The following is a 24,756-nucleotide window of genomic DNA, read 5'->3' as shown; positions in this document are numbered from 1 at the left end:
CCATAAACGAAACGCCGATTGTTGTAAAATGAAGCCCTGATGTAATGGGTAACAGTCTGTATCAGGACGATTTTCGGAAAAGGTGGAGGCTGTCTGGCGGAAGTTCAGTCAGTAGCATGATGATTTATCTGAATTTTTCGGAAAAATGATTACCGAATCTTACGGTTTCAGTCATTTACGCTTAACGGATTCGCTTATATACTCGTGGGTCTGCTATCAGCAAACAGACGGATTTCATGTATCAACCTGTCGCACTCTTTATAGGCTTACGTTACATGCGTGGGCGCGCCGCGGACCGCTTCGGTCGCTTTGTCTCCTGGCTTTCGACTATTGGCATTACGCTTGGCGTGATGGCACTGGTGACGGTGCTTTCCGTCATGAACGGCTTCGAGCGCGAGCTGCAAAACAATATCCTGGGGCTGATGCCGCAGGCCGTTCTCTCTTCCACTCAGGGTTCCGTTAATCCGCAACAGCTGCCGGAAAGCGCGGTGAAGTTACAGGGTGTCACGCGCGTTGCGCCGCTCACGACGGGCGATGTGGTGCTGCAAAGCGCCCGTAGCGTGGCGGTCGGGGTGATGCTGGGGATCGATCCCGCGCAAAAAGATCCGCTGACGCCGTTCCTGGTCAATGTGAAACAAACCGACCTGGAAGCGGGTAAATATAACGTCATCCTCGGCGAGCAGCTTGCCGGGCAGCTCGGGGTCAACCGTGGCGATCAGCTGCGCATGATGGTGCCGTCAGCCAGTCAGTTTACGCCGATGGGGCGTCTGCCAAGCCAGCGCCTGTTCAACGTGATTGGCACGTTTGCGGCGAACAGCGAAGTTGATGGTTACCAGATGCTGGTGAACATTCAGGACGCCTCGCGTCTGATGCGCTACCCCGCGGGAAATATTACCGGCTGGCGTCTGTGGCTTGATGCGCCGCTGAAGGTGGATACCCTCAGCCAGCAGTCGCTACCGGAAGGGACGAAATGGCAGGACTGGCGCGACCGGAAAGGCGAACTGTTCCAGGCCGTGCGCATGGAGAAAAACATGATGGGGCTGCTGCTGAGCCTGATCGTGGCCGTTGCCGCGTTTAATATCATCACCTCGCTCGGGCTGATGGTGATGGAGAAGCAAGGCGAAGTCGCCATTCTGCAAACCCAGGGGCTGACTCCGCGCCAGATCATGGCGGTATTTATGGTCCAGGGCGCCAGCGCCGGCATCATCGGCGCGCTGCTCGGCGCGGCGCTGGGGGCGCTGCTCGCCAGCCAGCTCAACAATCTCATGCCGATTATCGGCGCGCTGCTTGATGGCGCGGCGCTGCCGGTGGCTATCGAGCCGCTCCAGGTGGTCGGTATTGCGCTGGCCGCGATGGCCATTGCGCTGCTTTCTACGCTTTATCCTTCCTGGCGGGCTGCCGCCACTCAACCCGCTGAGGCTTTACGTTATGAATAAGATCCTGTTGCAGTGCGACAACCTGTCCAAACGCTATCAGGAAGGCACTGTGCAGACCGACGTGTTGCACAATGTGAGTTTTAGCGTGGGCGAAGGCGAGATGATGGCGATTGTCGGCAGCTCTGGCTCCGGTAAAAGTACGTTGCTGCACCTGCTTGGCGGGCTGGACACGCCAACCGAAGGCGATGTGATCTTCTCCGGGCGGCCGCTGAGTAAAATGTCGTCTACGGCGAAAGCCGAGCTGCGTAACCGTGAGCTGGGTTTTATCTACCAGTTCCACCATCTGCTGCCGGACTTTACGGCGCTGGAAAACGTCGCAATGCCGCTGCTGATTGGTAAAAAGAAACCCGCGGAAATTAATGCCCGCGCCAGCGACATGCTAAAAGCGGTAGGGCTGGGTCATCGCGGGAATCACCGTCCGTCTGAGCTTTCCGGCGGTGAGCGTCAGCGTGTGGCCATCGCCCGTGCGCTGGTCAACAACCCGCGCCTGGTGCTGGCGGATGAACCGACAGGTAACCTCGATGCGCGTAACGCAGACAGCATTTTCCAGCTTCTCGGCGAACTGAACGCCGCGCAGGGAACCGCGTTTCTGGTGGTCACCCACGATTTACAACTGGCTAAGCGGATGGGGCGTCAGCTGGAAATGCGCGACGGTCGTCTGAATGCTGAACTGACGCTGATGGGAGCGGAGTAATGGCTTCACCGTTATCGTTACTCATCGGGTTACGCTTTAGCCGCGGTCGTCGCCGGAGCGGGATGGTATCCCTTATCTCCGTGATCTCCACCATCGGTATCGCCCTGGGCGTGGCGGTGTTGATTGTGGGCTTAAGCGCCATGAACGGCTTTGAGCGTGAACTGAATAACCGCATTCTGGCCGTTGTCCCTCACGGTGAAATCGAGCCGGTTAACCAGCCGTGGTCCAACTGGCAGGATGCCCTGAACAAAGTGGAAAAGGTGCCCGGTATTGCGGCGGCTGCACCTTACATTAACTTTACCGGGCTGGTAGAGAGCGGGGTAAACCTGCGCGCCATTCAGGTGAAAGGGGTAAATCCTCGTCAGGAAGAGCGTCTGAGCGCGCTGCCGCGCTATGTGCAAAATGGCGCATGGGCAAACTTTAAGGCCGGCGAGCAGCAGATTATCATGGGCAAAGGCGTTGCCGATGCGCTGAAGGTGAAGCAGGGCGACTGGGTCTCGATCATGATCCCGAACGCCAGCGCTGATCACAAATTGCAGCAGCCTAAGCGCGTACGTCTGCACGTCACCGGTATTTTGCAGCTGAGCGGCCAGCTCGATCACAGCTTCGCGATGGTGCCGCTGGAAGATGCACGCCAGTATCTGGATATGAGCGACAGCGTGACGGGCATTGCCATTAAGGTTAACGACGTCTTCAACGCCAATAAACTGGTGCGTGACGCTGGCAGCGTGACCAATAACTATGTCTACATCAAAAGCTGGATCGGCACTTACGGGTATATGTACCGTGATATCCAGATGATCCGCGCGATTATGTATCTGGCGATGGTGCTGGTGATTGGGGTGGCGTGTTTTAATATCGTCTCGACGCTGGTGATGGCCGTTAAGGATAAGAGCGGCGACATCGCCGTGCTGCGTACCTTAGGGGCGAAAGACGGTCTTATTCGCGCCATCTTCGTCTGGTACGGTTTACTGGCGGGGCTGTTTGGCAGCCTCTGCGGCGTGGCGATCGGCGTGGTGGTTTCCCTTCAGCTGACGCCGATTATCAACGGGATTGAAGCGCTTATTGGCCATCAGTTCCTGTCAGGCGATATCTATTTTATTGACTTCCTGCCGTCTGAACTGCACTGGCTGGACGTTATTTATGTGCTGGTTACAGCACTTTTACTGAGTCTGCTGGCAAGCTGGTATCCGGCGCGTCGCGCTAGCCGAATTGATCCGGCGAGGGTATTAAGTGGCCAGTAATTTCGTCATGGTTTAGCGGTCTTTTGGCCGCTGAATCAAACAGAGGAATGCATCATGTATTACGGATTTGATATTGGCGGCACCAAGATTGCGCTCGGCGTGTTCGATAAAGATCTTAAGCTACAATGGGAAACCCGCGTCCCCACGCCGCGCGAAAGCTACGATGAATTTTTAACCGCCATTGCCGCACTGGTGGCGCAAGCGGATGAACGCTTTGGCGTCAAAGGCAGCGTTGGCATTGGTATTCCGGGTATGCCCGAAACCGACGATGGCACGCTGTACGCGGCCAACGTGCCTGCCGCCAGCGGCAAACCGCTGCGGGCCGATCTCTCCGCGCTCCTTGAACGCGACGTGCGTTTAGATAACGATGCCAACTGCTTCGCGCTCTCTGAAGCCTGGGATGATGAATTCCGTCGCTTCCCGCTGGTGATGGGGCTGATCCTCGGAACGGGCGTCGGTGGCGGGATTGTCATTAACGGTAAGCCCATTACCGGGCGCAGCTATATTACCGGCGAATTTGGCCATATCCGCCTGCCGGTGGATGCTCTGGAGGTCGTCGGACGTGATTTCCCGCTGACCCGCTGCGGCTGTGGGCAGCACGGCTGTATTGAGAACTACCTATCAGGCCGCGGGTTTGCATGGCTTTACGAACACTTCTATCATCAGAAACTTGAGGCCCCTCAAATCATTACCCTGTGGGAGCAGGGGGATGCGCAGGCGCGTGAGCACGTCGAGCGCTATCTGGATCTGCTGGCGGTGTGTCTGGGGAATATCCTGACTATCGTCGATCCGGATCTGCTGGTGATCGGGGGAGGGCTGTCAAATTTCACTGCGATTACGGAACAGTTGTCCGGGCGTCTGACCCGACATTTATTGCCGGTCGCCCGCGTGCCGCGCATTGAGCGTGCGCGACACGGGGACGCAGGAGGCATGCGCGGAGCCGCATTCCTTCATCTCACCGATTAGTTTACGAGGTTATTATGCTGTCGCGTCGCCAGGGTCGACTCAGCCGTTTTCGCAAAAATAAACGCCGCTTACGTGAACGCCTGCGTCAGCGGATCTTTTTCAGAGACAGGATGATGCCAGAAGCGATGGATAAACCCAGAGTGGTGGTGTTGACCGGGGCGGGGATCTCCGCCGAATCCGGTATTCAGACTTTCCGCGCAGCGGATGGACTGTGGGAAGAACACCGAGTTGAAGATGTGGCGACGCCGGAAGGTTTCGCCCGCGACCCGGCGCTGGTGCAGGCGTTCTACAACGCCCGCCGTCGCCAGCTTCAGCAGCCGGAGATTGCGCCGAATGCGGCGCACCTGGCGCTGGCAAAGCTGGAGGAGGCGCTGGGGGATCGTTTTCTGCTGGTCACGCAGAACATCGACAACCTTCACGAAAGGGCCGGAAACCACAACATCATTCACATGCACGGCGAACTGCTCAAGGTGCGGTGCGCCTGGAGTGGTCAGGTGCTGGAGTGGAAAGAGGACGTGCTGGACGAAGACCGCTGCCACTGCTGTCAGTTCCCTTCGCGTCTGCGTCCGCATGTGGTCTGGTTTGGCGAAATGCCGCTGGGAATGGATGAGATCTACAGCGCCCTGGCCATGGCGGACGTCTTTATCGCCATTGGTACTTCGGGACATGTCTATCCGGCGGCGGGATTTGTTCACGAAGCGCGACTTCAAGGTGCCCATACGGTGGAGCTTAATCTGGAGCCAAGCCAAGTCGGGAGTGAGTTTGAAGAGAAACATTACGGTCTGGCGAGCGAGGTGGTGCCAGCCTTTGTGGATAAACTCCTGAAGGGGCTATAAGAGTAACGGGCGACATTGCGTCGCCCGTTATGCATTAACGGCCTGCTTTGAGCTTCTGATAATATTCTTCATACAGGCGGCTCGCGTCACCGACGTCGTTCTGCCATTCCCCTTTGCTGATGGTTTCAGCGTCCGGATAAAGCGATTTATCATTTGCCACTTCAGGGCTTAAAAGCTTCCGTGCGGCCAGGTTTGGCGTCGGGTAGCCGATAGTTTCCGCCACCTCTTTTGCCACATCCGGGCGCAGCAGGAAGTTGATCAGCTTCAGGGCACCCTCGACGTTTTTCGCATTCGCCGGGATCGCAAGGCTGTCCATCCAGAAGATGCCGCCCTCTTTCGGCCAGACCACCTCCAGCGGCGTCCCGGCCTGACGCGCCACAAACGCAGAGCCGTTCCAGACCATCCCCAGATTCACTTCACCTTCCATATACGGGTTAGCCGGGTTATCCGAGTTGAACGCCGCCACGTTTGGCATCAGCTTTTTCAGTTCGTTATACGCTGCTTCGATTTCTTTCGGATCGGTGGTGTTGCCGGAATAGCCGAGTTTACGCAGCGCCACCTGGAACACTTCGCGCGCATCGTCGGTTAACAGCAGGCTGCTTTTGTATTCCGGCTTCCACAGGTCAGCCCAGGATGAAACCGTTTTGGGATCAATGGCATCGCTGTTGATGCCAATTGCCGTCGCGCCCCAGATGTACGGAATGGAGTAGTCGTTGTTCGGGTCGAACGGCTTGTTTAGCATCTCAGGATCGAGGTTAGAAAAATTCGTTAGCTTCGTTTTGTCGATCTTCTGGATCATGCCTTCTTTGCGCATCTTGTCGACGAAATAGGTCGACGGCACCACCAGGTCATACGCGCCATCTTTATAGGTTTTGAGCTTGGCGTACATGGTTTCATTCGACTCGTAGGTCGAATAGATCACCTTGATGCCTGTCTCTTTGGTGAACTGCTCCAGCAGGCCCGGCGGCACATACTCGGTCCAGTTGTAGAAATAGAGCGTTTTGCTGTCATCAGCATGCGCAGCGCCCATTCCGAGCACCAGTGCCGCAGCGGCAAGCATTTTTTTCATTTCTGTGTCCCCTGAGATTTTGTTTTATCACGAGCAATAACCTGGCTGGCAATCACCAGAACCAGCGATAACACCAACAGAATAGTCGCCAGCGCGTTCACTTCGGGTGAAACACCGACTTTAACCATTGAGTAGATCTTCAACGGCAGAATTTCATAGCTCGGCCCGGTGACGAAGGAGGACACGACCACGTCGTCCATCGACAGGGTAAAGCTGAGCAGCCATCCTGCTGCCACGGCGGGCATCGCCAGCGGCAGAATGATTTTGCGCAGAATGGTCATCTCGCTGGCACCCAGATCTTTCGCCGCTTCCAGCATGCGTACGTCGAACCCTTTCAGACGCGCGTAGACGGTTACCACCACAAACGGCAGACAGAAGGTGATATGCGAGAACAGCAGCGACCAGAAACCGAGCTGGACGCCCAGCAGCATAAACAGCACCAGCAGTGAAATGGCCATCACGATATCCGGGGACATCATCACCACAAACAGCATACCGCTGACGAACGGCTTACCGCGAAAACGGTAGCGGTACAGCGCCACGGCGGTCAACGAGCCAATCAGCGTCGCGAAGGTGGCAGAGAATACCGCCATCGTCAGCGAGTGCTGAGCGGCCTGTAGCAGGCTGTCATTGTTCATCAGCAGGCCATACCATTTGGTGGTAAACCCTTGCCAGTTGATCCCGAAGCGCGAGCTGTTAAAGGAGTTCACGATCAAAATGATTATCGGAATATAAAGATACGCATAAATGGCGGTCGTAAAACCACCGCGAAGCAGTCGACCGATCATTCCAGCTCCACCTTCTTATTCAGCAGGCGTGAGGCACGCCAGTAAACCAGCAGCATCAGCCCCATCACCACCGTCAGCGTTATGCTGGTGGCCGAGCCGAACGGCCAGTCGCGAATGTTAAGGAACTGGCTCTTAATCACGTTACCGATCAGCAGGTTTTTCGCCCCGCCCATCAGGTCCGAGACGTAGAACAGCCCCATCGCAGGCAGCATGACCAGCAGACAGCCGGCGATAATACCCGGCATGGTCAGCGGAATAATGATGCGGACAAAGGTTTGTAACTTACTGGCGCCCAGGTCTTTCGCTGCTTCCAGCAGCGGTTTATCGAGCTTTTCAATGCTGGAGTAGAGCGGCATCACCATAAACGGCAGCAGGATATAGACCAGGCCGACAATCACCGCGCCCGGGGTGAACATGATGCGGATCGGCGTCTCGATCACCCCCAGCCACAGCAGAAACTCGTTCAGATAACCTTTGGTGCTGAGGAAGATTTTCAGCCCGTAGATGCGGATTAACGAGTTGGTCCAGAACGGCACAATCAGTAAAAACAGCAGCAGCGGCCGCACTTTTTGCGGCAGACGGGCCAGGAACCAGGCGAACGGATACCCCAGTACCAGGCAGGCGAGGGTGGCAATCAGCGCCATATTGAGCGAGTGCAGCAGCACGTCAAAATAGAGCGGATCGAGCAGGCGCGCGTAGTTGTCCAGCGTAAAGACCATCGCCACGAAGTTCGCGTCGTCGCGGGTGAGGAAGCTGGTCACGATGATCATCAGGTTGGGAAGAAAGACAAACAACACAAGCCAACCGACGATCGTGGCAATCACCACATTCTGGAACTTACTTGTGTTCTTCATCAGCCAGTACAACCTCCCAGCTTTCTACCCAGTTGATGACCATTTTCTGATCCAGCGAGTGGTCGAAGTCCGGATCGTCCTCGTTAAAGAATTCGCTGACCATCACCATTTTGCCGTTTTCCAGTTCGACCACGGATTCGAGGGTCATCCCTTTGTAGTTACGTTCGCGAACGTAACCGATCAGACCTTCGACATCAGCCGTGTCGTGGATCTCATCAACGCGGAGATCTTCCGGGCGCAGCAGGACGTTGAGCCTTTGCCCCTTTTCCACGGCAAAGTTCACCGTGATGTTGCATTCGCGGCCTTCCACGTTCGCGCGCACGCGCTGCTCGTCCAGACGCTCAATCACCGTGGCGTTGAAAATATTGATTTCACCAATGAAGCTGGCGACGAACAGGTTTTTTGGCTCTTCATAAATTTCACGCGGGGTGCCATCCTGCTCAATCTTGCCGTCGCGCATCACCACGATACGGTCTGACATGGTCAGGGCTTCTTCCTGATCGTGCGTGACAAACACGAACGTAATCCCGAGCTTACGCTGAAGTGCTTTCAGCTCGTTCTGCATCTGCTTGCGCAGCTTGTAGTCCAGCGCGGAAAGGGATTCATCCAGCAGGAGCAGGCGAGGTTTGTTGACCACGGCGCGGGCAATGGCCACACGCTGCTGCTGACCACCGGAAAGTTGATGAGGCTTGCGCTGGGCGAATGCCTCCAGCTGCACCATGCGCAGGGCTTCGGTAACCCGAGGCGGGATCTCGCTGGCCGGTGTTTTTTGCATCCGCAGGCCAAACGCCACGTTCTCAAACACGGTCATGTGCGGGAACAGGGCATAGCTCTGGAAGACGGTATTGACGTGGCGATCTTCGGCAGGAACCTGGGTAATGTCCTGGTTCTCAAGATGGATATGGCCGTTATCGACGCTTTCCAGCCCGGCGATAAGGCGCAGGACGGTGGTTTTGCCGCAGCCGGAGGGGCCGAGCAGCGTGAGAAACTCACCGTCATTGATGGTCAGATTAAGGTCGGAAATGACATCTTTGCCATCGAAACTTTTACGAATTCGTTCCAGTTGCACCAGCGGTGAAAGGGAACGGGGTTGTGTATTCAATTTTCGCGCTGTCCCATATAGACGCCTCAGGCAGCAGACTGAAGCGGGGTTTGTGTGTAACCACCTTGGTGACTCGTAATGAGGGCGGACATTCTACGGCAAACCCATTGAATCGCCAATCCTTCTCACTTATTCATAAGCTACATTTATTAACGCAGAACGATATAAACGTAAAAAGTTCTCGTTTGCGGGATAAAAGTGACCTGACGCAATATTTGCGTTTTGCTGCTTAATGATAATGTTGTCACAAAAAGTGAGGGTGACTGCATGGATAAACTACTTGAGCGTTTCTTACATTACGTTTCGCTGGATACCCAATCTAAGCCGGGGGTCCGACAGGTGCCAAGCACCGAAGGCCAGTGGAAGCTGCTAAATCTGCTGAAAGAGCAGATGGAGGCTATGGGGTTGGTTGACGTCACGCTCAGCGAAAAAGGGACCGTGATGGGAACGCTGCCGGCGAATATTGACGGCGATATCCCGGCAATTGGCTTTATTTCTCATGTCGATACCTCACCTGATTTTAGCGGTAAACACGTTAATCCGCAGATTGTTGAAAACTACCGCGGCGGTGATATAGCACTGGGCATTGGCGACGAAGTGCTGTCGCCAGTGATGTTCCCGGTACTGCATCAGCTGCTGGGGCAGACGTTAATCACCACCGACGGCAAAACCTTGCTGGGGGCCGATGACAAAGCGGGCATCGCCGAGATCATGACGGCGCTGGCGGTGCTGAAGGGCAAAAATATCCCGCATGGCGATATCCGCGTGGCCTTCACGCCGGATGAAGAGGTTGGAAAAGGCGCGAAACACTTTGACGTTGAGGCGTTTAACGCGCAATGGGCCTACACCGTTGACGGTGGCGGCGTGGGTGAACTTGAGTATGAAAACTTCAACGCGGCATCGGTAACGATCAAAATCGTCGGGAATAACGTGCACCCGGGCTCTGCGAAAGGAGTGATGGTGAATGCACTGTCGCTGGCTGCGCGTATTCATGCGGAAGTGCCCGCCGAAGAGAGCCCGGAGATGACGGAAGGGTATGAGGGTTTTTATCATCTGACCAGCATCAAGGGGACCGTGGACAGCGCGCAGATGCACTATATTGTCCGCGATTTCGACCGCAAAGCCTTTGAAGCGCGCAAGCGTAAGATGATGGAGATCGCGAAAAAAGTCGGCAAGGGGCTACATCCGGATTGCTATATTGAGCTCATCATCGAAGACAGCTATTACAATATGCGCGAGAAGGTGATGGAACATCCGCACATTCTTGATATCGCCCAGCAGGCGATGCGCGATTGTGACATCGAGCCGGTGATGAAACCGATCCGTGGTGGAACCGATGGTTCACAGCTGTCGTTTATGGGCCTGCCGTGCCCGAACCTGTTTACCGGTGGATATAACTACCACGGCAAGCATGAGTTCGTGACGCTGGAAGGGATGGAGAAAGCGGTGCAGGTGATTGTGCGGATAGCGGAGTTAACCGCGAAGCGGTAAAAAAAGCCCGGTGGCGCTTCGCTTACCGGGCCTACAGGAACGGCTTTTGTAGGCCGGGTAAGGCGTAGCTGCCACCCGGCAAACATCATGGTTCAGTCCTCAAAAAACCAGTACCCGCTGTTAACCAGCGCGGCCAGCATGGCGAGGAAGGAGGGATCGTCCAGCGCGTCGCCAAAGGTATCCGCAGTCAGCACCATATGGCTGGCAATCGCTTCCAGCGCCGGGCGATGCGGAGAGTCCAGGCGCTCGCCGTTGACGAATACCTCTTCACCAATGCGCAGTACACGTAATCCGCCCAGACGAACCAGCTTATCGCCCTGCTGGAGCGCATCATAAATTTCATCTGCCTGATAAGGCGGCTCTGGCGGTGCGACGTCCAGTTCGTGACGCGACTGGCTGATAAACTCGCCAAACCACTGTCTGAAGTGCTCCGGTTCGTTGATCAGATCCAGCATCATCCCGCGCAGCTTATCCAGCTCCTCTGGCAGAATATCCGCCGGATGCTCACGCGCCGGAACGTCCGGATCGCTGTAACGGTAACTGCCCAGCTCACGCTGTAAAACATAGTCAGCAAATCCGCTGATCATCTCGCGCCCGCTTGGCGCGCGGAAACCAACCGAATAGTTCAGCGAGTTTTCCAGGGAATAACCTTCATGCGGGAAGCCCGGTGGGATATAAAGAATGTCACCTGGCTCCAGCTCTTCATCAATGATCCCTTCAAACGGATCAACCTGGAGCAGATCCGGGTGCGGGCAGTGCTGTTTCATTGGCACTTTTTCGCCCACGCGCCAGCGACGGCGACCGGTACCCTGAATGATAAACACGTCGTACTGATCCAGATGCGGACCCACGCCGCCACCGGGAACGGAGAAGGAGATCATCAGATCGTCCATTCGCCAGTCTGGCAGGGCGCGGAAGGGACGCATTAAGGCTGCGGTAGGTTCGTGCCAGTTATTGACCGCCTGCACCAGTAAAGACCAGTTGTTTTCGCCCAGGTGATCGTAGCTTTCAAAGGGACCGTGGCTGACCTGCCATTTCCCGTCCTGGTGGCTTACCAGACGGCTGTCTACCTCGTTTTCCATCGCCAGACCAGCGAGTTCGTCAGGAGAAATAGGGTCGATAAAATTGCTGATCCCGCGTTTAAGAACGACCGGGCGTTTTTGCCAGTAACGTTCAATAAAGTCGGGCCAGTTAAGCGTTAATTGATAATCCATATTTATGTATTCCGCAGGCTCTTACTGAGTCGGATTATAACGGAAGCCCCGCTCCCTGGCTGCGAGATCCGCGTATTTTTCACATTCCGGGTCAACTATCGTTCGATACGGGATGCTGGCGGCCAAAAATGACTTCCATCCGGGCTCCGCCCAGCAAACTTTCACCGGTTTCAATCTTGCCCTCGTACTGATCGACAATTTCCCTGGCGACGGATAATCCGACGCCCTGGCCTGGCCGCAGCGTATCGGCGCGCTGGCCGCGATCGAACACCACTTCGCGTTTATTACGGGGAATGCCAGGACCATCATCCTCAACGATAATATGCAGTTCGTTATCCGTTACCCGCGCGGAGACCTCGACAAACTCCAGACAATATTTGCAGGCGTTATCGAGCAGGTTTCCCATCACTTCCATAAAGTCATTCTTCTCGCCAACAAAGCTAATTTCCGGTGAGATATCCAGACTGATGTTGACCCCTTTACGCTGGTACACCTTGTTCAGCGCCGAGGTGAGGTTATCCAGCAGCGGGGCTACCGGGTGCAGTTCACGGCTCAACAGAGCGCTTCCGGAGCGCATGCTCGCGCGGTGCAGGTAATAGCCGATCTGCTGTGAAATACGGCTGATTTGTTCCAGCATCACCGGCTCTGCATCATCCACGCTCATTTTCGAACTGCGCATGGAACGCAGGGTACTCTGCATCACCGCCAGCGGGGTTTTCAGGCTGTGCGTAAGGTCGGTGAGCGTCGTGCGATACTTGTCGTAGCGTTCACGTTCGCTTTTCAGCAGGCGGTTGAGGTTGCGCACCAGGCTGGTCAGTTCGCGCGTAGTTTCCGGGTTCAGCTTCTCGCGGTGATGTTCCTCCAGCTCGCGTACCTCTTTGGCAAGGGATTCAATCGGGCGGAGGCTCCACCATGCAGCAACCCACAGGAGAGGGATCACCAGCAGCAGGTTGGCAGCCAGAACATACACAAACCAGTTCCATACCATATATGAGCGTTTCAGCTCAACCGGGATGGTATCGATCACCACAATGGTTAACTGCGGCATGTTCAGGGTGGCGGGATAAAGGTTGATGGCCACAGAGTGGGTCATCTCCGTGTCGTCATCTTCGGCACGGATCTCATTAAGCTTGATCTGTAAGGCGCGATCGTCACGCAGCAGGCTGCTGGTGGAGTTGAGATCGGCTTCTATTTCATGAAAACCGTTGGTTTTCAGCCATTCCGGACGGATGCGCTTTTTCAGCCACGGGACATCGCGCTGGGCCCACAGCAATTTCCCTTTTTCATCGTAGATCAGCGCCAGCGTCGGGCTCTGCTGATTCAGGTTTTCCGGCATCTCGACGGTAATTCGGTTGTTCTCCCACTTCGCCAGGGTATAAAACAGGTTACTTTCGCCGCGAAGCAGGCGGAAGGTGGTTTTATCGAAGCTCACGCTATACCCGACCAGCGCCACCATCCCGTAAGAGAGCGACAGCACCAGCACGACGGCGGCGGTTGCCAGCAAAAAGCGAACCCGCAGCGAAAGGGGTAAAATGTGACGCAAAATCCCTTTCATTTAGCGTAATTCAAACAGGTAGCCCTGACCACGCACGGTGGTGATCACGTCATGCGGGTACTGCGCCTGAATTTTTTTACGCAGGCGGCCCATCAGCACGTCAATGGTGTGGCTTTCGCGCAGTTCGGCATCCGGATAGAGCTGAAGCATCAGGGAATCTTTGCTCACCACTTTACCGTTGTTACGGATCAGCGTTTCCATGATGGTGTATTCGAATGCGGTCAGCTTGATCACTTCATCATTAATAGAAAATTCGCGGCGGGAGAGATCCACCTGGAATGGCGGCAGAGAGATCACCTGCGACGCCAGCCCGCTGTTGCGGCGCAGAAGCGCCTGCATACGCGCGGCGACTTCTTCAATATGGAAGGGTTTGGTCACGTAGTCATCCGCGCCAGCGCTCAGGACTTCAACCTTGTCCTGCCAGCCTTCACGGGCAGTTAGCACCAGCACCGGCAGGGAAACGTCATGGCTACGCCAGCGGCGGATAAGGGACAATCCGTCTTCATCCGGTAGCCCTAAATCGACAATGGCGATGTCCGGCAGGTGTTCATTGAGATAATAATCGGCCTCTTTTGCGTCTTCAGCATCGTCCACCTGATGACCCATCTCCTGAAGTTGAACTTTCAGGTGATGACGTAGCAATGCGTTATCCTCAACAACCAGTACGCGCATCATCACTTCTCCCTTTATAAATGGTATGAATAGTTTAACGCTGATTATTCAGGTTGACACCAGCGCGATGAAATTAAATGATTTTTTTGCATGCTCCAGAACACAGGGGGCATGACGCCAGGCGCGGGTAATATAAACGGACTTGTTTTCGCAAGCTTCTGCAATCCGGATAAAACAGCCATCCGTTTATGAAATGTTGAAGGCGAGTCGCTTTTTTGACAGAAGGGTCACGCCAGTTTTGTAAAGATTGCCCTTTTTTTTGTAAGGATGTTCTCACTATGTATGCCTTTGTCTATGCTTATTTTATGGTGCGAAATTAGATTTGCATAACATAAGATGTGCCAGAAAAGCAGCATTTTTACACGACAAAACAGCAATATAGCGAGTAAAGAGGGTTTTATGGAATGGAAGGTTGTTGAGACTATTGCGAGCCCGGAAAGCGGAACTATCTTTTGCAAAGTTGAAACACAGTATGGCCTGAATTATATCCTGTGGTTAAAGGGAGATTATTACGTTCGTACAGGTGAAATCATCACCACCTCAAACCAGGGGATCCTGATTAACGATCGACGCCGTAGAGTATGGATAGCGCAGGCAATGCCCTTTACATCCATAGGCTGGATGGGGTTCAAACAGAAAAACGCGTGTCCAGGCAACCGGCAAGAGATGGATCGTCCGTGCACGGCTGAAACCCCGTGCCAGTTCAAACTGTGCCCGTTCGGCTTAAAACGATATATTCCGGAAAGTTATTCCACAACGAAAATTAACAACCATCCTGACGGCAGGCTTTAATCCCGGCAAAACAGGTAATGTGACGTGAAAACATCAACTCGATGATGAAAAACAGCCCCCTTTCCGGATGGAAAGGGGGAAGGGCGATTACTTCAGCTCGTCAACCATAGTGATGGCACGGCCAATATAGTTTGCCGGGGTCATCTCTTTCAGGCGCGCTTTTTCTTCTTCGGGCAGCGCCAGACCATCGATAAACTGTTTCATACCCTCAGCATCAACGCGTTTACCGCGGGTCAGCTCTTTGAGTTTCTCGTACGGTTTTTCAATGCCGTAACGACGCATCACGGTCTGAATCGGCTCCGCCAGCACTTCCCAGTTGTGATCCAGCTCGTCCAGCAGACGGTCGCGGTTAACTTCCAGTTTGCTCACACCTTTCAGGGTGGACTGGTAGGCGATCAGCGCGTAGCCAATACCTACGCCCAGGTTACGCAGCACCGTGGAGTCAGTCAGGTCGCGCTGCCAGCGGGATACCGGCAGCTTGCTCGCCATATGCTGCAACACGGCATTCGCCAGACCCAGGTTACCTTCGGAGTTTTCGAAGTCGATTGGGTTCACTTTGTGCGGCATGGTGGACGAACCGATTTCCCCGGCGATGGTTTTCTGCTTGAAGTGGTTCAGGGCGATGTAACCCCATACGTCACGATCGAAGTCGATCAGGATGGTGTTGAAGCGCGCAATGCAGTCAAACAGCTCGGCGATGTAGTCGTGCGGCTCAATCTGGGTGGTGTACGGGTTCCACTGGATCCCCAGAGAGGTCACAAACTCTTCGCTGAACTGGTGCCAGTCCACTTCCGGGTACGCGGCGATGTGGGCGTTGTAGTTACCCACAGCGCCGTTGATTTTGCCGAGGATCTCAACCTGCTCCAGCTGACGATACTGGCGTTCCATGCGGTACGCCACGTTCGCCATCTCTTTACCCATGGTGGATGGGGTTGCTGGCTGGCCGTGAGTACGGGACAGCAGCGGAATGTCGCGGTATTCCACGGACAGCGCTTTCACCGCATCAATGATTTTACGCCAGTAAGGGAGTACCACCTCTTTCCGCGCGGTAGAGAGCATCAGCGCGTGAGACAGGTTGTTAATATCCTCAGACGTACAGGCGAAGTGAATAAATTCAGATACCGCGTGCAGGGCAGGGACGCATGCCACTTTCTCTTTCAGGAAGTATTCAACTGCTTTCACGTCGTGGTTGGTGGTGCGTTCGATGGTTTTAATGCGCGCGGCATCTTCTTCGCTGAACTCAGCAACGATTTTATCAAGGTAATCGTTTGCCTTTGCGTCAAAAGCAGGAACTTCCTTGATTGCTGTCTGGGCGGCCAGCTTTTGCAGCCAGCGTACTTCAACCTGAACACGGAACTTCAGCAGGCCATATTCGCTGAAGATCCCGCGCAGCGCGCTGACTTTATCGCCGTAGCGTCCATCGACAGGGGATACGGCGGTCAGTGAGGATAATTCCATAATTCGCAACTCCGGGAGGTTAACAATGAGCAAGAATTTGTTTTGCCTGAGTCGTCAGGCGATGACGAGAAAACATTAACTGTAGGCGGCCACCGCCGACCTGTTGCCACAGCACGGCGGCACGGATGCCTGCCAGCAGCGAAGCGCGTACCTTCGCCTGTACCTGTGGGCTTTGCAATACGGCAGGCGAACCGGTGACCTGAATACGCGGGCCGAGCGGGCTAATCACGTCAACATAGATACCGGCCATCGCGCTCAGCAGGGTCTCAGACTGGAGGTCAAAGTGGTCGAGCTGGCGCTGTAGCCCGGCGATGCGATCGCCCAGGGTATTCATTGCGCCTTTTGCCGCGTTCAGCTTACGTTCCAGCACCATCAGGCTTAAGGTGTAGCGGGTCAGTTCCGCATTCAACCCCTGACGGTTGCTGGCGTTGAGCACGCCGAGCAGAGTTTCAAGACCGAGACGAAGATTGGTTTCACTGCCGCCAAAGACGCCCAGCGTGGAGCCTGGGTTGAGGTCGATAACGCTGTTAAGTGAAACGTGCAGGGCGTCAGCGTCGCAATGACCCTGATGCGCCAGCTGTTGCACCAGACGGGCTGACTGGCAAATTCCCGCCAGCGCCAGGGTGATGTCGTAATAGTTCTTCGCCACACGGTCTCCTTTATGTGTGCAAACGGTTTAAACAGCAGGCAGCGGCAGGCGCTGTTCAATGATCCCACCGCCGAGGCAAATTTCGCCGCTGTAGAAAACAGCAGACTGGCCAGGGGTAACGGCGGAAACCGGCTCGTCGAAACGCACGTCAATGCGATCGTCATCCAGTGCGGTTACGGTGCAAGGGATGTCCGTCTGGCGATAGCGCGTTTTCACTGTGCAGCGCAGCGTGCCTTCCAGCGGCTCGCGATCGACCCAGTGCAGCTGTTGCGCGATCAGTCCAACGGACATCAGGCGCGGGTGGTCGTGACCCTGAGCCACAACCAGAATATTGTTTTCGACGTCTTTGTCGACCACATACCACGGATCTTCGCTGCCCTCTTTGGTGCCGCCGATACCCAGACCTTTACGCTGGCCGAGAGTGTGGTACATCAGTCCCTGGTGCTGACCAATCTCATCACCGTCAACGGTGACGATTTTGCCCGGCTGTGCAGGCAGGTAGCGCCCCAGGAACTCGCGGAATTTACGCTCGCCGATAAAACAAATACCGGTGGAGTCTTTTTTCTTCGCGGTGATCAGATCCAGATCTTCAGCAATCTTACGCACTTCCGGCTTTTCCAGCTCGCCGACCGGGAACAGACTTTGGGCAATCTGTTCGTGGCTCAGCGTATAGAGGAAGTAGCTCTGATCTTTGTTGCCGTCCAGACCGCGCAGCAGCTGGCTTTTGCCATTCACATCCGCGCGACGCACGTAGTGGCCGGTCGCAATGTAGTCTGCGCCCAGGTCTTCCGCAGCGAATTCCAGGAAGGCTTTGAATTTGATCTCTTTGTTGCACAGGATATCCGGGTTTGGCGTGCGGCCCGCTTTGTACTCTTCGAGGAAGAGTTCAAAAACATTGTCCCAGTATTCTGCGGCAAAGTTAACGGTGTGCAGTTCGATGCCGAGCTTATCGCACACGGCCTGCGCATCGGCGAGATCCGCAGCGGCAGTGCAGTATTCCTCGCCATCGTCTTCCTCCCAGTTCTTCATGAACAGGCCCTCCACCTTATAGCCCTGTTGCTGCAACAGGTAGGCGGAAACGGAGGAATCGACACCGCCGGACATGCCGACGATTACTTTTTTCTGGCTGTTATCTGACATGGAATACTCACGACATTGAACTTCAAGGCGGCGTATTCTATCACGCCCCCCCACCATTGACACCCTCTGTAAACGGCCAGTTAAATTCTGCAATGACATCCAGCGGCAGGCGCGCCGTAGACTGCCAGCAGCGGATGCTTTCCGCAACCAGTGGCGAGCGCAGGTTTGGCGCGTTCAGGATCTCCTCTGCGGTCACCCACAGGCAGCGATCGATATCGTCGTCGTGCGGTTCAGTGGCGCACGTTTCGTTAAGCTCAACGGCGAATAAAAAGCGCAGGAAAGGTGTCTGGTCAGGCGCTATCCACTGATGCATACGGATAAAGTGCTGCGGTTCGGCGCGGATACCCGTCTCTTCCCAGAGCTCGCGTTTCGCTGCCTGCAATAAGGTTTCATTGGCTTCAAGATGCCCGGCTGGCTGGTTCCACAGCGCTTTGCCGTTAATGGTCTCTTCCACCACCAGGAATTTCCCCTGCGCGTGGACCACGCAGGCGACCGTAACATGAGGTTTAAACATCAGTTCTCCTTAGGGGTAACATCCCGCCATTCCCCGTTTGCCAGCGAGTCCAGCGTATAGCTGCCCATGGCGTAGCGAATGAGTCGCAGGGTAGGGAAGCCCACATGCGCAGTCATGCGCCTGACCTGTCGGTTGCGGCCTTCATAAAGGGTGATTTTAAGCCAGCTGGTAGGAATGGATTTACGCTCACGAATCGGCGGGTTGCGCGGCCACAGCCACTCGGGTTCATTCACACGTTCAATACCAGCCGGCAGGGTGGGACCGTCGTTCAGCGTTACGCCGTTGCGCAGCTTTGCCAGCGACGCGTCGTCCGGCTCGCCTTCAACCTGCACATAGTAAATTTTTCCGGTACGTTTGCCCGGCTGAGTAAGCCTGGCCTGGAGCACGCCGTCATTGGTAAGGACCAGCAGCCCCTCGCTGTCGCGATCCAGGCGTCCCGCTGCGTAGACTCCCTGTACGGGGATAAAGTCCTTCAGCGTGCTGCGCCCGGCCTCGTCGGTAAACTGCGGCAATACATCGTAGGGTTTATTGAACAGTATGACCCGCGTTGGCTGGGGTTCTGGCGTTCTTCTGGTGGCTTGTCGTGAGCTGAATCGCTCAACCCGGTGTTTTCTAAAAGAAGTTTTCGTCATGGTATTTTCAGGCGTTATCAATTGCCGCATTATAGCCTAATAACGAAGACCTTTCATGGCGTCGGACAATCAGGTACTATCGGAAGGCTCATTACAATTTATTAACATAAGATCAGTAACAACCAGAAGCGCTCGAAGGAGAGGTTAATGGAAAGCAAAGTAGTTGTTCCGGCGGAAGGTAAAAAGATCACCCTGCAAAACGGCAAGATTAACGTTCCTCACAACCCGATTATCCCGTTCATCGAAGGTGACGGTATCGGTGTAGACGTTACCCCGGCGATGCTGAAAGTGGTTGATGCCGCTGTTGAGAAAGCCTACAAAGGCGAGCGTAAAATTTCCTGGATGGAAATTTACACCGGTGAAAAATCCACTCAAGTTTATGGCCAGGACGTCTGGCTGCCAGCCGAAACGCTGGACCTGATCCGCGACTATCGCGTTGCTATCAAAGGCCCTCTGACCACGCCAGTTGGCGGCGGCATTCGCTCCCTGAACGTGGCGCTGCGTCAGGAACTGGATCTGTATGTGTGTCTGCGTCCGGTGCGTTACTACCAGGGCACCCCAAGCCCAGTTAAGCACCCGGAACTGACCGACATGGTTATCTTCCGTGAAAACTCTGAAGACATCTACGCGGGTATCGAATGGAAAGCGGACTCTGCTGACGCAGAAAAAGTGATTAAATTCCTGCGCGAAGAGATGGGCGTGAAGAAAATTCGCTTCCCTGAGCATTGCGGCATCGGCATCAAGCCGTGCTCCGAAGAAGGGACCAAGCGTCTGGTGCGTGCCGCCATCGAATACGCTATCACCAACGATCGTGACTCTGTGACCCTGGTGCACAAAGGCAATATCATGAAGTTCACCGAAGGCGCGTTCAAAGACTGGGGCTACCAGCTGGCGACCGAAGAGTTCGGCGGTGAACTGATCGACGGCGGCCCATGGCAGAAAATTAAGAACCCGAACACCGGTAAAGAGATCATCATTAAAGATGTGATTGCCGATGCGTTCCTGCAACAGATCCTGCTGCGTCCTGCTGAGTATGACGTGATCGCCTGTATGAACCTGAATGGTGACTACATCTCCGATGCGCTGGCAGCACAGGTGGGTGGTATCGGTATCGCCCCGGGCGCGAACATCGGTGACGAGTGCGCCCTGTTCGAAGCCACTCACGGTACTGCACCGAAATACGCAGGCCAGGATAAAGTCAACCCAGGCTCTATCATTCTGTCCGCAGAGATGATGCTGCGTCATATGGAATGGTTCGAAGCCGCAGACCTGATCGTTAAGGGTATGGAAGGCGCGATTAACGCGAAAACCGTCACCTATGACTTTGAACGTCTGATGGAAGGCGCTAAACTGCTGAAATGCTCAGAGTTTGGCGACGCGATTATCGCGAACATGTAATCCACTCGCTGGGTTAAATGACAACGGGAGCCTGAGGGTTCCCGTTTTTTATGCACACAAGACGGAAACAACGCTATGACCCATGATATCCCGCTCAAGTATTATGACATCGTCGACGAGTATGCGACTGAAACGGCGAAACCGGTAGAAGAGGCAGAGCGTACGCCGCTGGCACACTATTTCCAGCTGCTGCTCACTCGCTTATACAACAATGAGGAAATCAGTGAAGAGGCGCAGCGGGAGATGGCTGTCCAGGCGGAGATAGACGAAGCGCGCATTGACGATATTGCGAACTTCCTGAATCAGTGGGGCAATGAATAACGCGTCATCGCGCTGAGTCTGCCAGCAGCCTGGCGAGGTCGTGCCGGGTTAGCGACTTTGAAAAGTACCAGCCTTGTACGAGGGCATCGGGGTATCTCTGCGCGATGAACTGAAATTGTGTTTCGCTTTCAACCCCTTCAAAAACCAGGGTTTTGTTCAGTTTAGCGAGCGCGTCGCTGAAGATCACCAGGATATCCTGTTTATAGTGCTCGCTGATGCCGTCCACTAACGACTTATCTACCTTGATTTCGTCATATTTGAGATTTGTGAGCCTGGCAAGATTAGAGTTTTGCACGCCAAAATCGTCTATTGAAATTTTGACGCCTGCCGATTTAAGCTCCTCACAAAACTCTTCAAGGATGGCCGAGGTGGAAACGCCATTCTCGGATAACTCAACTTTGATTAACGATAAAGGAATCGCGTTCTCTGAGCATGCATGACGTAATACCGACAGGAATTTGCCGTCTTCAATTTCCGTCCGGCCAACGTTCAGTGAAATCATTAACTGATGTTCAGCGGCCAGCGCGGCAATTTCCGCCAGGGATTTCTTTATCATGTTCTGATAATAAACGTTATACAGGCCAATTTTTTTGATTAACGGGATAAACAGCTCAGGAGAAACCTCTTTGTGATTGTTATCCTGCCATCTTGATAACACTTCAACCCCGACGATTTTCTTATCAGCAACCCGAATAACAGGCTGAAAATGAACGCTGATGGTATTCGCTTTTACCGCTTTGACCAGCGTTCGTTCCAGAGAACGTCGGTCTTCATAAAGTCGAAGAGAAAACAGCGTCAGGGATACCCAGATAAAGTATAAAAACAAGCACAGAAGCACCATCACTACGTGGGAGAGCGAAGCCAGTCCGGCATCGTGGTGTGTGACGGTAACGCACAAATCCCAGCGTGTACTGCACTCTGTCACAGCCAGCGTAAATAACAGAGACTGTAAGCGGCTGAAGTTTTCTGATGGCGGCGTAACGGTGAAAAAGGTGCGGCCGAAATCTTTAGTGGAAGAACGAAGCGAATAGTTGGCGGTAACGGGGGCAAATTTATCGTAGGCTGAACGGGAGGTGAAAATAATAAGGTGGTTATAAATTGTCGCATTACCGATAAAGAAATCTTTCTGCGAAAACTGCGCCAGACTGAATCCGTTCTGGGTTTTATGCAGCTCAGGGGGAAGGGCGATGGGATTTGCCAGCTTGCCCCAAAACGCGGTGCAGGTGATTTTCCCCTTTTCAATAAACCCCACATCGGCGAAATAGAGACTACGCATCTTTAATTTTCGGTAGACGTTCAGACTGGCGCTATCGCATCCCTGCGCGGAGGTATTTTTAAGCGTACTGGCGATATTTTGCGTTAACTCTTCGGAATAGCTTAAGAGCGTGTGGGAGATCTCCCTCTGCCGGTTCTTTTGCTGCTCAACGATAATGGCGTTAACCGCATACAGCGACAGGACGACCATTAGGGTTGAGATGATAGCAACGGCAATGGCCTTCTTCATTTTCCTGCTGTCCCGCCACGTCCTGAGGTGCAGGGATCTTATCACAGGTCATAAAAGCTACAAGTATGAGAGTTGAGCCGGCACGGAATCGGAAGGAAATCCACCCTGCCAGGCTCCTTTCAACTCAGAACCACTCAAACCGTGTTGAGAGCAGTAACAGTAGCGTACTGGCAGAAACAAGATTAAGGCAGATGACGAACTTGCTCGATACGTTCATGTTATCAACGCTTTTTGGTTATTCAGAAGCCACAGAGAATAGCGTTTCACCTCCACAGAAAAAACGCCAGATTTTGGTGGGTTGAGGCAAAAAAAAAGCCCACTAAAAAGTGGGCAAGAAATACTGGAAGCAATGTGAGCAATGTCGTACTGAATACCTGAGTTATTTGCTCAACTATTCAGTAATGAGAAAGATAATCTTTCTCAGTAGAAGATGCAACCCCAGGATGAGTGTGGATCGACATTTTTTACTGCTCATATTTTACTCAAACGAGCCGTGTGATTCTTATCACAAATTTCCTTTCTCAGATCCTGTGCTATCCTTTTCTGTGTCGTTGATTTAATGACAAAAACCATACAGAGAGGAAAGCTATGGGAATTTTATCCTGGATTATCTTTGGGCTGATTGCGGGGATCCTGGCGAAGTGGATTATGCCGGGCAAAGATGGCGGCGGTTTCATCGTCACGATCATTCTGGGGATTGTGGGTGCAGTCGTCGGCGGCTGGATCAGTACCCTGTTCGGCTTTGGCAGAGTTGATGGCTTCAACTTCGGCAGCTTTGTCGTCGCGGTGATTGGCGCGCTGGTTGTTCTGTTTATCTACAGAAAAATCAAAAGCTAAATCTGACCTGTGTTAAAAAAGGCTGCCTGACGGCGGCCTTTTTACTTTGGGCGTTACCACCAGCCTAACTGCGTACCGGCGACGGCCACGATGGCGACAATCAGCATGATGATGGTCGTTTTTCTCATTTATGCCCCCGGCGCGGCGTAACCGCCAAGGAAAAACCAGCCTAAAAACACCACCGCTGTGATAAAAATAACCACCGGAAAGAGGATCCCTATTCTCATGCCATCACCTGTTTGAGTTTGTATAAGGCCGTAGAGTGTACGGTTTTAATCTAACGCGACAAAGCCTGTTTTGCTTTTTCCTTTTTTATCCTGATACATCGCGAGGTCCGCGGTGCGCAGGGCGCTATCTTCATCCGTGCTGTGAGGATCAACAATAACGACGCCAAGGCTTGCACCGGGATAAAGAATGGTGGCATTGCCTAACCCGTATTCGCCCGCAATAAGACCATTGAGGCGGGTTTTGATTGCGTTGATCTCTGTACTGGCGTCGCCATCAACGCTGTGACTCAGGCTGGCAACCAGAAATTCATCGCCGCCGAGCCGGCCAATAATCTCATCCTGCGTTTGCTCGTGAGTCAGTCGCTTGCCGACCTGTACGAGAAAGCGATCGCCCGCCTCATGCCCGTACTGGTCATTGATTCGCTTGAAATCATCGAGGTCAATAAAGGCAATCATGACGTTGCGGCTAAGATGGCGCGCCAGTGAGAACAGGGTGGTAAGGTTTTCAAAAATGGCGCGACGATTCGGCAGGCCGGTAAGGGCGTCGGTGTAAGAGTGGGCAATGAGCGCCGCATTTGCTTCACGAAGCTGAAGCACAAGCGACTCTTTCTGAATGTACTGACCAATTAACCCTGCAAAGAGCCTGATCACCTGCTCGCCACGCTCGCTGAACTGTTTCTGTGCGGTGCTGGCAGCGCAAAGCGTGCCGTACAGAGAACCGTCAGCCAGGTGAACCGGCACGCTCATATAGGTTGTAATACCCAGTGCTTTTGCCGCTTCACACTCCGGCCAGCGGTCGGGCACCTCGTTACTGAACAAAGTGTCGCTATCCATGGCGCGCTTACAGAGCGTTTCGTCCCAGGGCACGCTGAACCCTTCCGGGATTTGCATTTGCTTGCTGTTACGGGCATATAAAATGTGCTGCAAACGCGCGTTAATATCGATTTTGGTCAGGTAGGTTGATTCCATATCCGTCACAATTTCCAGCATTTCCAGTAGCTGACGCACCAGACTGTCGAGAGATTGTTCAGTGGAGAGGGTTTCTGAAACACGGGCAAGAATGATATCTGACATGAGGCAGGTTGACTCCCATGCAGAAGACCTCTGTATCTGCATGTTATGCTGAAAATTTAGACTCCGGTCATAGTAAAACATGAACAGGATTAATTTTATAGATTCTTCTGAAAGCGGATGAGGGAGAGGCTAAAAAAAGCCCCGATGTTGAGATCGGGGCAAAACATCTTGATTACGGAATGATGTTCTCTGGTCAGTGTGAGAACAGGTATCACTATAAGAGGGAATCGTGCAGGTTTAATGGAGAAATCATGGAGAAAACGGCGATGACCCGTTACTCTGACGTTTT

27 protein-coding genes are annotated in these 24,756 nt (G+C 53.9%); 10 read left to right on the top strand and 17 right to left on the bottom strand.

Going from position 1 to position 24,756, the window contains the following annotated elements; translation table 11 throughout:
• Nucleotides 1-236: 236 nt before the first annotated feature.
• Genes lolC through cobB form a run of 5 tightly spaced genes read left to right on the top strand, consistent with a single transcriptional unit; the run spans nt 237 to nt 5,176 of the window.
• Nucleotides 237-1,436 (top strand): lipoprotein-releasing ABC transporter permease subunit LolC, encoded by a 1,200-nt coding sequence (lolC, locus tag CU081_RS19240; RefSeq protein ID WP_032645844.1) that lies wholly within the window; start codon nt 237-239, stop codon nt 1,434-1,436.
• Nucleotides 1,429-2,130 carry a lipoprotein-releasing ABC transporter ATP-binding protein LolD gene (gene lolD, locus CU081_RS19235; RefSeq protein ID WP_022650794.1) on the top strand — a complete coding sequence of 234 codons (702 nt, stop codon included), beginning with the start codon at nt 1,429-1,431 and terminating at the stop codon, nt 2,128-2,130. Before lolC ends, lolD begins: the two co-directional genes overlap by 8 nt.
• A complete protein-coding gene (gene lolE, locus CU081_RS19230; protein ID WP_003857918.1) occupies nt 2,130-3,374 on the top strand; it encodes a lipoprotein-releasing ABC transporter permease subunit LolE in 1,245 nt (414 codons plus the stop codon). The genes lolD and lolE overlap by 1 nt, the downstream gene beginning before the upstream one ends.
• A gap of 54 nt (nt 3,375-3,428) precedes the next feature.
• Nucleotides 3,429-4,340 (top strand): N-acetylglucosamine kinase, encoded by a 912-nt coding sequence (gene nagK, locus CU081_RS19225; RefSeq protein ID WP_022650795.1) that lies wholly within the window; start codon nt 3,429-3,431, stop codon nt 4,338-4,340.
• 14 nt (nt 4,341-4,354) lie between these two features.
• Nucleotides 4,355-5,176 (top strand): Sir2 family NAD+-dependent deacetylase, encoded by an 822-nt coding sequence (gene cobB, locus CU081_RS19220; RefSeq protein ID WP_022647760.1) that lies wholly within the window; start codon nt 4,355-4,357, stop codon nt 5,174-5,176.
• Between the two features lie 34 nt (nt 5,177-5,210).
• Here the strand turns inward: cobB and potD are convergent, their stop codons facing one another.
• The 4 genes from potD to potA are packed head-to-tail and all read right to left on the bottom strand — an operon-like array spanning nt 5,211 to nt 9,019.
• Nucleotides 5,211-6,245: a spermidine/putrescine ABC transporter substrate-binding protein PotD gene (gene potD / locus CU081_RS19215; protein ID WP_022650796.1), complete on the bottom strand. Its 1,035-nt coding sequence runs from the start codon at nt 6,243-6,245 to the stop codon at nt 5,211-5,213.
• On the bottom strand, nt 6,242-7,033 hold the full coding sequence (gene potC, locus CU081_RS19210) for a spermidine/putrescine ABC transporter permease PotC (RefSeq protein ID WP_022650797.1): 792 nt from the start codon (nt 7,031-7,033) through the stop codon (nt 6,242-6,244). The genes potD and potC overlap by 4 nt, the downstream gene beginning before the upstream one ends.
• The gene (gene potB / locus CU081_RS19205) at nt 7,030-7,887 is read right to left on the bottom strand and encodes a spermidine/putrescine ABC transporter permease PotB (RefSeq protein ID WP_017693625.1); all 858 of its coding nucleotides are present in this window, start codon (nt 7,885-7,887) and stop codon (nt 7,030-7,032) included. Before potB ends, potC begins: the two co-directional genes overlap by 4 nt.
• Nucleotides 7,871-9,019 carry a spermidine/putrescine ABC transporter ATP-binding protein PotA gene (gene potA, locus CU081_RS19200; protein ID WP_166714835.1) on the bottom strand — a complete coding sequence of 383 codons (1,149 nt, stop codon included), beginning with the start codon at nt 9,017-9,019 and terminating at the stop codon, nt 7,871-7,873. Before potA ends, potB begins: the two co-directional genes overlap by 17 nt.
• A 237-nt stretch (nt 9,020-9,256) precedes the next feature.
• Here potA and pepT point away from each other — a divergent pair, with 237 nt between their 5' ends.
• A complete protein-coding gene (pepT, locus tag CU081_RS19190; protein ID WP_023315823.1) occupies nt 9,257-10,480 on the top strand; it encodes a peptidase T in 1,224 nt (407 codons plus the stop codon).
• 92 nt (nt 10,481-10,572) lie between these two features.
• Here the strand turns inward: pepT and CU081_RS19185 are convergent, their stop codons facing one another.
• The 3 genes from CU081_RS19185 to phoP all read right to left on the bottom strand — a co-directional run bounded on the left by CU081_RS19185 (nt 10,573) and on the right by phoP (nt 13,921).
• Complete coding sequence (locus CU081_RS19185; protein ID WP_003857909.1) at nt 10,573-11,694, bottom strand: ribosomal protein uL16 3-hydroxylase; 1,122 nt, start codon at nt 11,692-11,694, stop codon at nt 10,573-10,575.
• Nucleotides 11,695-11,785: 91 nt separating this feature from the next.
• Nucleotides 11,786-13,249: a two-component system sensor histidine kinase PhoQ gene (gene phoQ, locus CU081_RS19180; protein WP_015570801.1), complete on the bottom strand. Its 1,464-nt coding sequence runs from the start codon at nt 13,247-13,249 to the stop codon at nt 11,786-11,788.
• The gene (phoP, locus tag CU081_RS19175) at nt 13,250-13,921 is read right to left on the bottom strand and encodes a two-component system response regulator PhoP (RefSeq protein ID WP_026094318.1); all 672 of its coding nucleotides are present in this window, start codon (nt 13,919-13,921) and stop codon (nt 13,250-13,252) included.
• Between the two features lie 399 nt (nt 13,922-14,320).
• On the opposite strand from phoP, the gene CU081_RS19170 reads away from it, so the two are divergent.
• Nucleotides 14,321-14,713 carry a hypothetical protein gene (locus CU081_RS19170; protein ID WP_022650801.1) on the top strand — a complete coding sequence of 131 codons (393 nt, stop codon included), beginning with the start codon at nt 14,321-14,323 and terminating at the stop codon, nt 14,711-14,713.
• 87 nt (nt 14,714-14,800) lie between these two features.
• On the opposite strand, the gene purB is transcribed toward CU081_RS19170, so the two are convergent.
• Genes purB through rluE form a run of 5 tightly spaced genes read right to left on the bottom strand, consistent with a single transcriptional unit; the run spans nt 14,801 to nt 19,136 of the window.
• Nucleotides 14,801-16,171, bottom strand: coding sequence for an adenylosuccinate lyase (gene purB, locus CU081_RS19165; protein ID WP_022650802.1), 1,371 nt, complete (start codon nt 16,169-16,171; stop codon nt 14,801-14,803).
• Nucleotides 16,172-16,190: 19 nt separating this feature from the next.
• Nucleotides 16,191-16,820 carry a high frequency lysogenization protein HflD gene (hflD, locus tag CU081_RS19160; RefSeq protein WP_006809213.1) on the bottom strand — a complete coding sequence of 210 codons (630 nt, stop codon included), beginning with the start codon at nt 16,818-16,820 and terminating at the stop codon, nt 16,191-16,193.
• A 27-nt stretch (nt 16,821-16,847) separates the two neighbouring features.
• Nucleotides 16,848-17,960, bottom strand: coding sequence for a tRNA 2-thiouridine(34) synthase MnmA (gene mnmA, locus CU081_RS19155; protein WP_032628201.1), 1,113 nt, complete (start codon nt 17,958-17,960; stop codon nt 16,848-16,850).
• A 40-nt stretch (nt 17,961-18,000) separates the two neighbouring features.
• The gene (locus CU081_RS19150) at nt 18,001-18,474 is read right to left on the bottom strand and encodes an NUDIX hydrolase (protein ID WP_022650804.1); all 474 of its coding nucleotides are present in this window, start codon (nt 18,472-18,474) and stop codon (nt 18,001-18,003) included.
• Complete coding sequence (rluE, locus tag CU081_RS19145; RefSeq protein ID WP_022650805.1) at nt 18,474-19,136, bottom strand: 23S rRNA pseudouridine(2457) synthase RluE; 663 nt, start codon at nt 19,134-19,136, stop codon at nt 18,474-18,476. Before rluE ends, CU081_RS19150 begins: the two co-directional genes overlap by 1 nt.
• A 117-nt stretch (nt 19,137-19,253) precedes the next feature.
• Here rluE and icd point away from each other — a divergent pair, with 117 nt between their 5' ends.
• Entirely contained in the window at nt 19,254-20,504 is a 1,251-nt protein-coding gene (icd, locus tag CU081_RS19140) for an NADP-dependent isocitrate dehydrogenase (RefSeq protein ID WP_003857898.1), read from the top strand.
• 75 nt (nt 20,505-20,579) lie between these two features.
• Nucleotides 20,580-20,825, top strand: a complete 246-nt coding sequence (locus CU081_RS19135; RefSeq protein ID WP_022650806.1) for a YmjA family protein — start codon at nt 20,580-20,582, stop codon at nt 20,823-20,825.
• A gap of 4 nt (nt 20,826-20,829) precedes the next feature.
• On the opposite strand, the gene CU081_RS19130 is transcribed toward CU081_RS19135, so the two are convergent.
• Both CU081_RS19130 and yncL read right to left on the bottom strand, forming a co-directional pair.
• Nucleotides 20,830-22,329, bottom strand: coding sequence for an EAL domain-containing protein (locus tag CU081_RS19130; protein WP_022650807.1), 1,500 nt, complete (start codon nt 22,327-22,329; stop codon nt 20,830-20,832).
• A gap of 124 nt (nt 22,330-22,453) precedes the next feature.
• Nucleotides 22,454-22,546, bottom strand: a complete 93-nt coding sequence (gene yncL / locus CU081_RS19125; RefSeq protein WP_071524166.1) for a stress response membrane protein YncL — start codon at nt 22,544-22,546, stop codon at nt 22,454-22,456.
• Between the two features lie 371 nt (nt 22,547-22,917).
• Here yncL and CU081_RS19115 point away from each other — a divergent pair, with 371 nt between their 5' ends.
• Nucleotides 22,918-23,166: a GlsB/YeaQ/YmgE family stress response membrane protein gene (locus tag CU081_RS19115; protein ID WP_003857896.1), complete on the top strand. Its 249-nt coding sequence runs from the start codon at nt 22,918-22,920 to the stop codon at nt 23,164-23,166.
• A 53-nt stretch (nt 23,167-23,219) separates the two neighbouring features.
• On the opposite strand, the gene CU081_RS26905 is transcribed toward CU081_RS19115, so the two are convergent.
• From CU081_RS26905 to CU081_RS19100, 3 genes are read right to left on the bottom strand one after another with little or no spacing between them, the layout of a single operon-like run.
• Complete coding sequence (locus CU081_RS26905; RefSeq protein ID WP_071532068.1) at nt 23,220-23,273, bottom strand: hypothetical protein; 54 nt, start codon at nt 23,271-23,273, stop codon at nt 23,220-23,222.
• A 21-nt stretch (nt 23,274-23,294) separates the two neighbouring features.
• The gene (locus CU081_RS19105) at nt 23,295-23,393 is read right to left on the bottom strand and encodes a YoaK family small membrane protein (protein WP_015570793.1); all 99 of its coding nucleotides are present in this window, start codon (nt 23,391-23,393) and stop codon (nt 23,295-23,297) included.
• A gap of 45 nt (nt 23,394-23,438) precedes the next feature.
• A complete protein-coding gene (locus tag CU081_RS19100; RefSeq protein ID WP_022650808.1) occupies nt 23,439-24,467 on the bottom strand; it encodes a sensor domain-containing diguanylate cyclase in 1,029 nt (342 codons plus the stop codon).
• Nucleotides 24,468-24,756: the final 289 nt, after the last annotated feature.

The sequence above is a fragment of the Enterobacter sp. CRENT-193 genome (genome assembly GCF_002787395.1).
GTDB classification, from domain to species: domain Bacteria; phylum Pseudomonadota; class Gammaproteobacteria; order Enterobacterales; family Enterobacteriaceae; genus Enterobacter; species Enterobacter hormaechei_C.
This window is presented reverse-complemented; position numbering and strand designations above follow the sequence as displayed.

Bases quoted from the DNA above. Each gene is read 5' to 3' on its own strand.
- lolC (WP_032645844.1), top strand. From the start codon at position 237: ATGTATCAACCTGTCGCACTCTTTATAGGCTTACGTTACATGCGTGGG.
- lolD (WP_022650794.1), top strand. From the start codon at position 1,429: ATGAATAAGATCCTGTTGCAGTGCGACAACCTGTCCAAACGCTATCAG.
- lolE (WP_003857918.1), top strand. From the start codon at position 2,130: ATGGCTTCACCGTTATCGTTACTCATCGGGTTACGCTTTAGCCGCGGT.
- nagK (WP_022650795.1), top strand. From the start codon at position 3,429: ATGTATTACGGATTTGATATTGGCGGCACCAAGATTGCGCTCGGCGTG.
- cobB (WP_022647760.1), top strand. From the start codon at position 4,355: ATGCTGTCGCGTCGCCAGGGTCGACTCAGCCGTTTTCGCAAAAATAAA.
- potD (WP_022650796.1), bottom strand. From the start codon at position 6,245: ATGAAAAAAATGCTTGCCGCTGCGGCACTGGTGCTCGGAATGGGCGCT.
- potC (WP_022650797.1), bottom strand. From the start codon at position 7,033: ATGATCGGTCGACTGCTTCGCGGTGGTTTTACGACCGCCATTTATGCG.
- potB (WP_017693625.1), bottom strand. From the start codon at position 7,887: ATGAAGAACACAAGTAAGTTCCAGAATGTGGTGATTGCCACGATCGTC.
- pepT (WP_023315823.1), top strand. From the start codon at position 9,257: ATGGATAAACTACTTGAGCGTTTCTTACATTACGTTTCGCTGGATACC.
- CU081_RS19185 (WP_003857909.1), bottom strand. From the start codon at position 11,694: ATGGATTATCAATTAACGCTTAACTGGCCCGACTTTATTGAACGTTAC.
- phoQ (WP_015570801.1), bottom strand. From the start codon at position 13,249: ATGAAAGGGATTTTGCGTCACATTTTACCCCTTTCGCTGCGGGTTCGC.
- phoP (WP_026094318.1), bottom strand. From the start codon at position 13,921: ATGCGCGTACTGGTTGTTGAGGATAACGCATTGCTACGTCATCACCTG.
- CU081_RS19170 (WP_022650801.1), top strand. From the start codon at position 14,321: ATGGAATGGAAGGTTGTTGAGACTATTGCGAGCCCGGAAAGCGGAACT.
- purB (WP_022650802.1), bottom strand. From the start codon at position 16,171: ATGGAATTATCCTCACTGACCGCCGTATCCCCTGTCGATGGACGCTAC.
- mnmA (WP_032628201.1), bottom strand. From the start codon at position 17,960: ATGTCAGATAACAGCCAGAAAAAAGTAATCGTCGGCATGTCCGGCGGT.
- CU081_RS19150 (WP_022650804.1), bottom strand. From the start codon at position 18,474: ATGTTTAAACCTCATGTTACGGTCGCCTGCGTGGTCCACGCGCAGGGG.
- rluE (WP_022650805.1), bottom strand. From the start codon at position 19,136: ATGCGGCAATTGATAACGCCTGAAAATACCATGACGAAAACTTCTTTT.
- icd (WP_003857898.1), top strand. From the start codon at position 19,254: ATGGAAAGCAAAGTAGTTGTTCCGGCGGAAGGTAAAAAGATCACCCTG.
- CU081_RS19135 (WP_022650806.1), top strand. From the start codon at position 20,580: ATGACCCATGATATCCCGCTCAAGTATTATGACATCGTCGACGAGTAT.
- CU081_RS19130 (WP_022650807.1), bottom strand. From the start codon at position 22,329: ATGAAGAAGGCCATTGCCGTTGCTATCATCTCAACCCTAATGGTCGTC.
- yncL (WP_071524166.1), bottom strand. From the start codon at position 22,546: ATGAACGTATCGAGCAAGTTCGTCATCTGCCTTAATCTTGTTTCTGCC.
- CU081_RS19115 (WP_003857896.1), top strand. From the start codon at position 22,918: ATGGGAATTTTATCCTGGATTATCTTTGGGCTGATTGCGGGGATCCTG.
- CU081_RS19105 (WP_015570793.1), bottom strand. From the start codon at position 23,393: ATGAGAATAGGGATCCTCTTTCCGGTGGTTATTTTTATCACAGCGGTG.
- CU081_RS19100 (WP_022650808.1), bottom strand. From the start codon at position 24,467: ATGTCAGATATCATTCTTGCCCGTGTTTCAGAAACCCTCTCCACTGAA.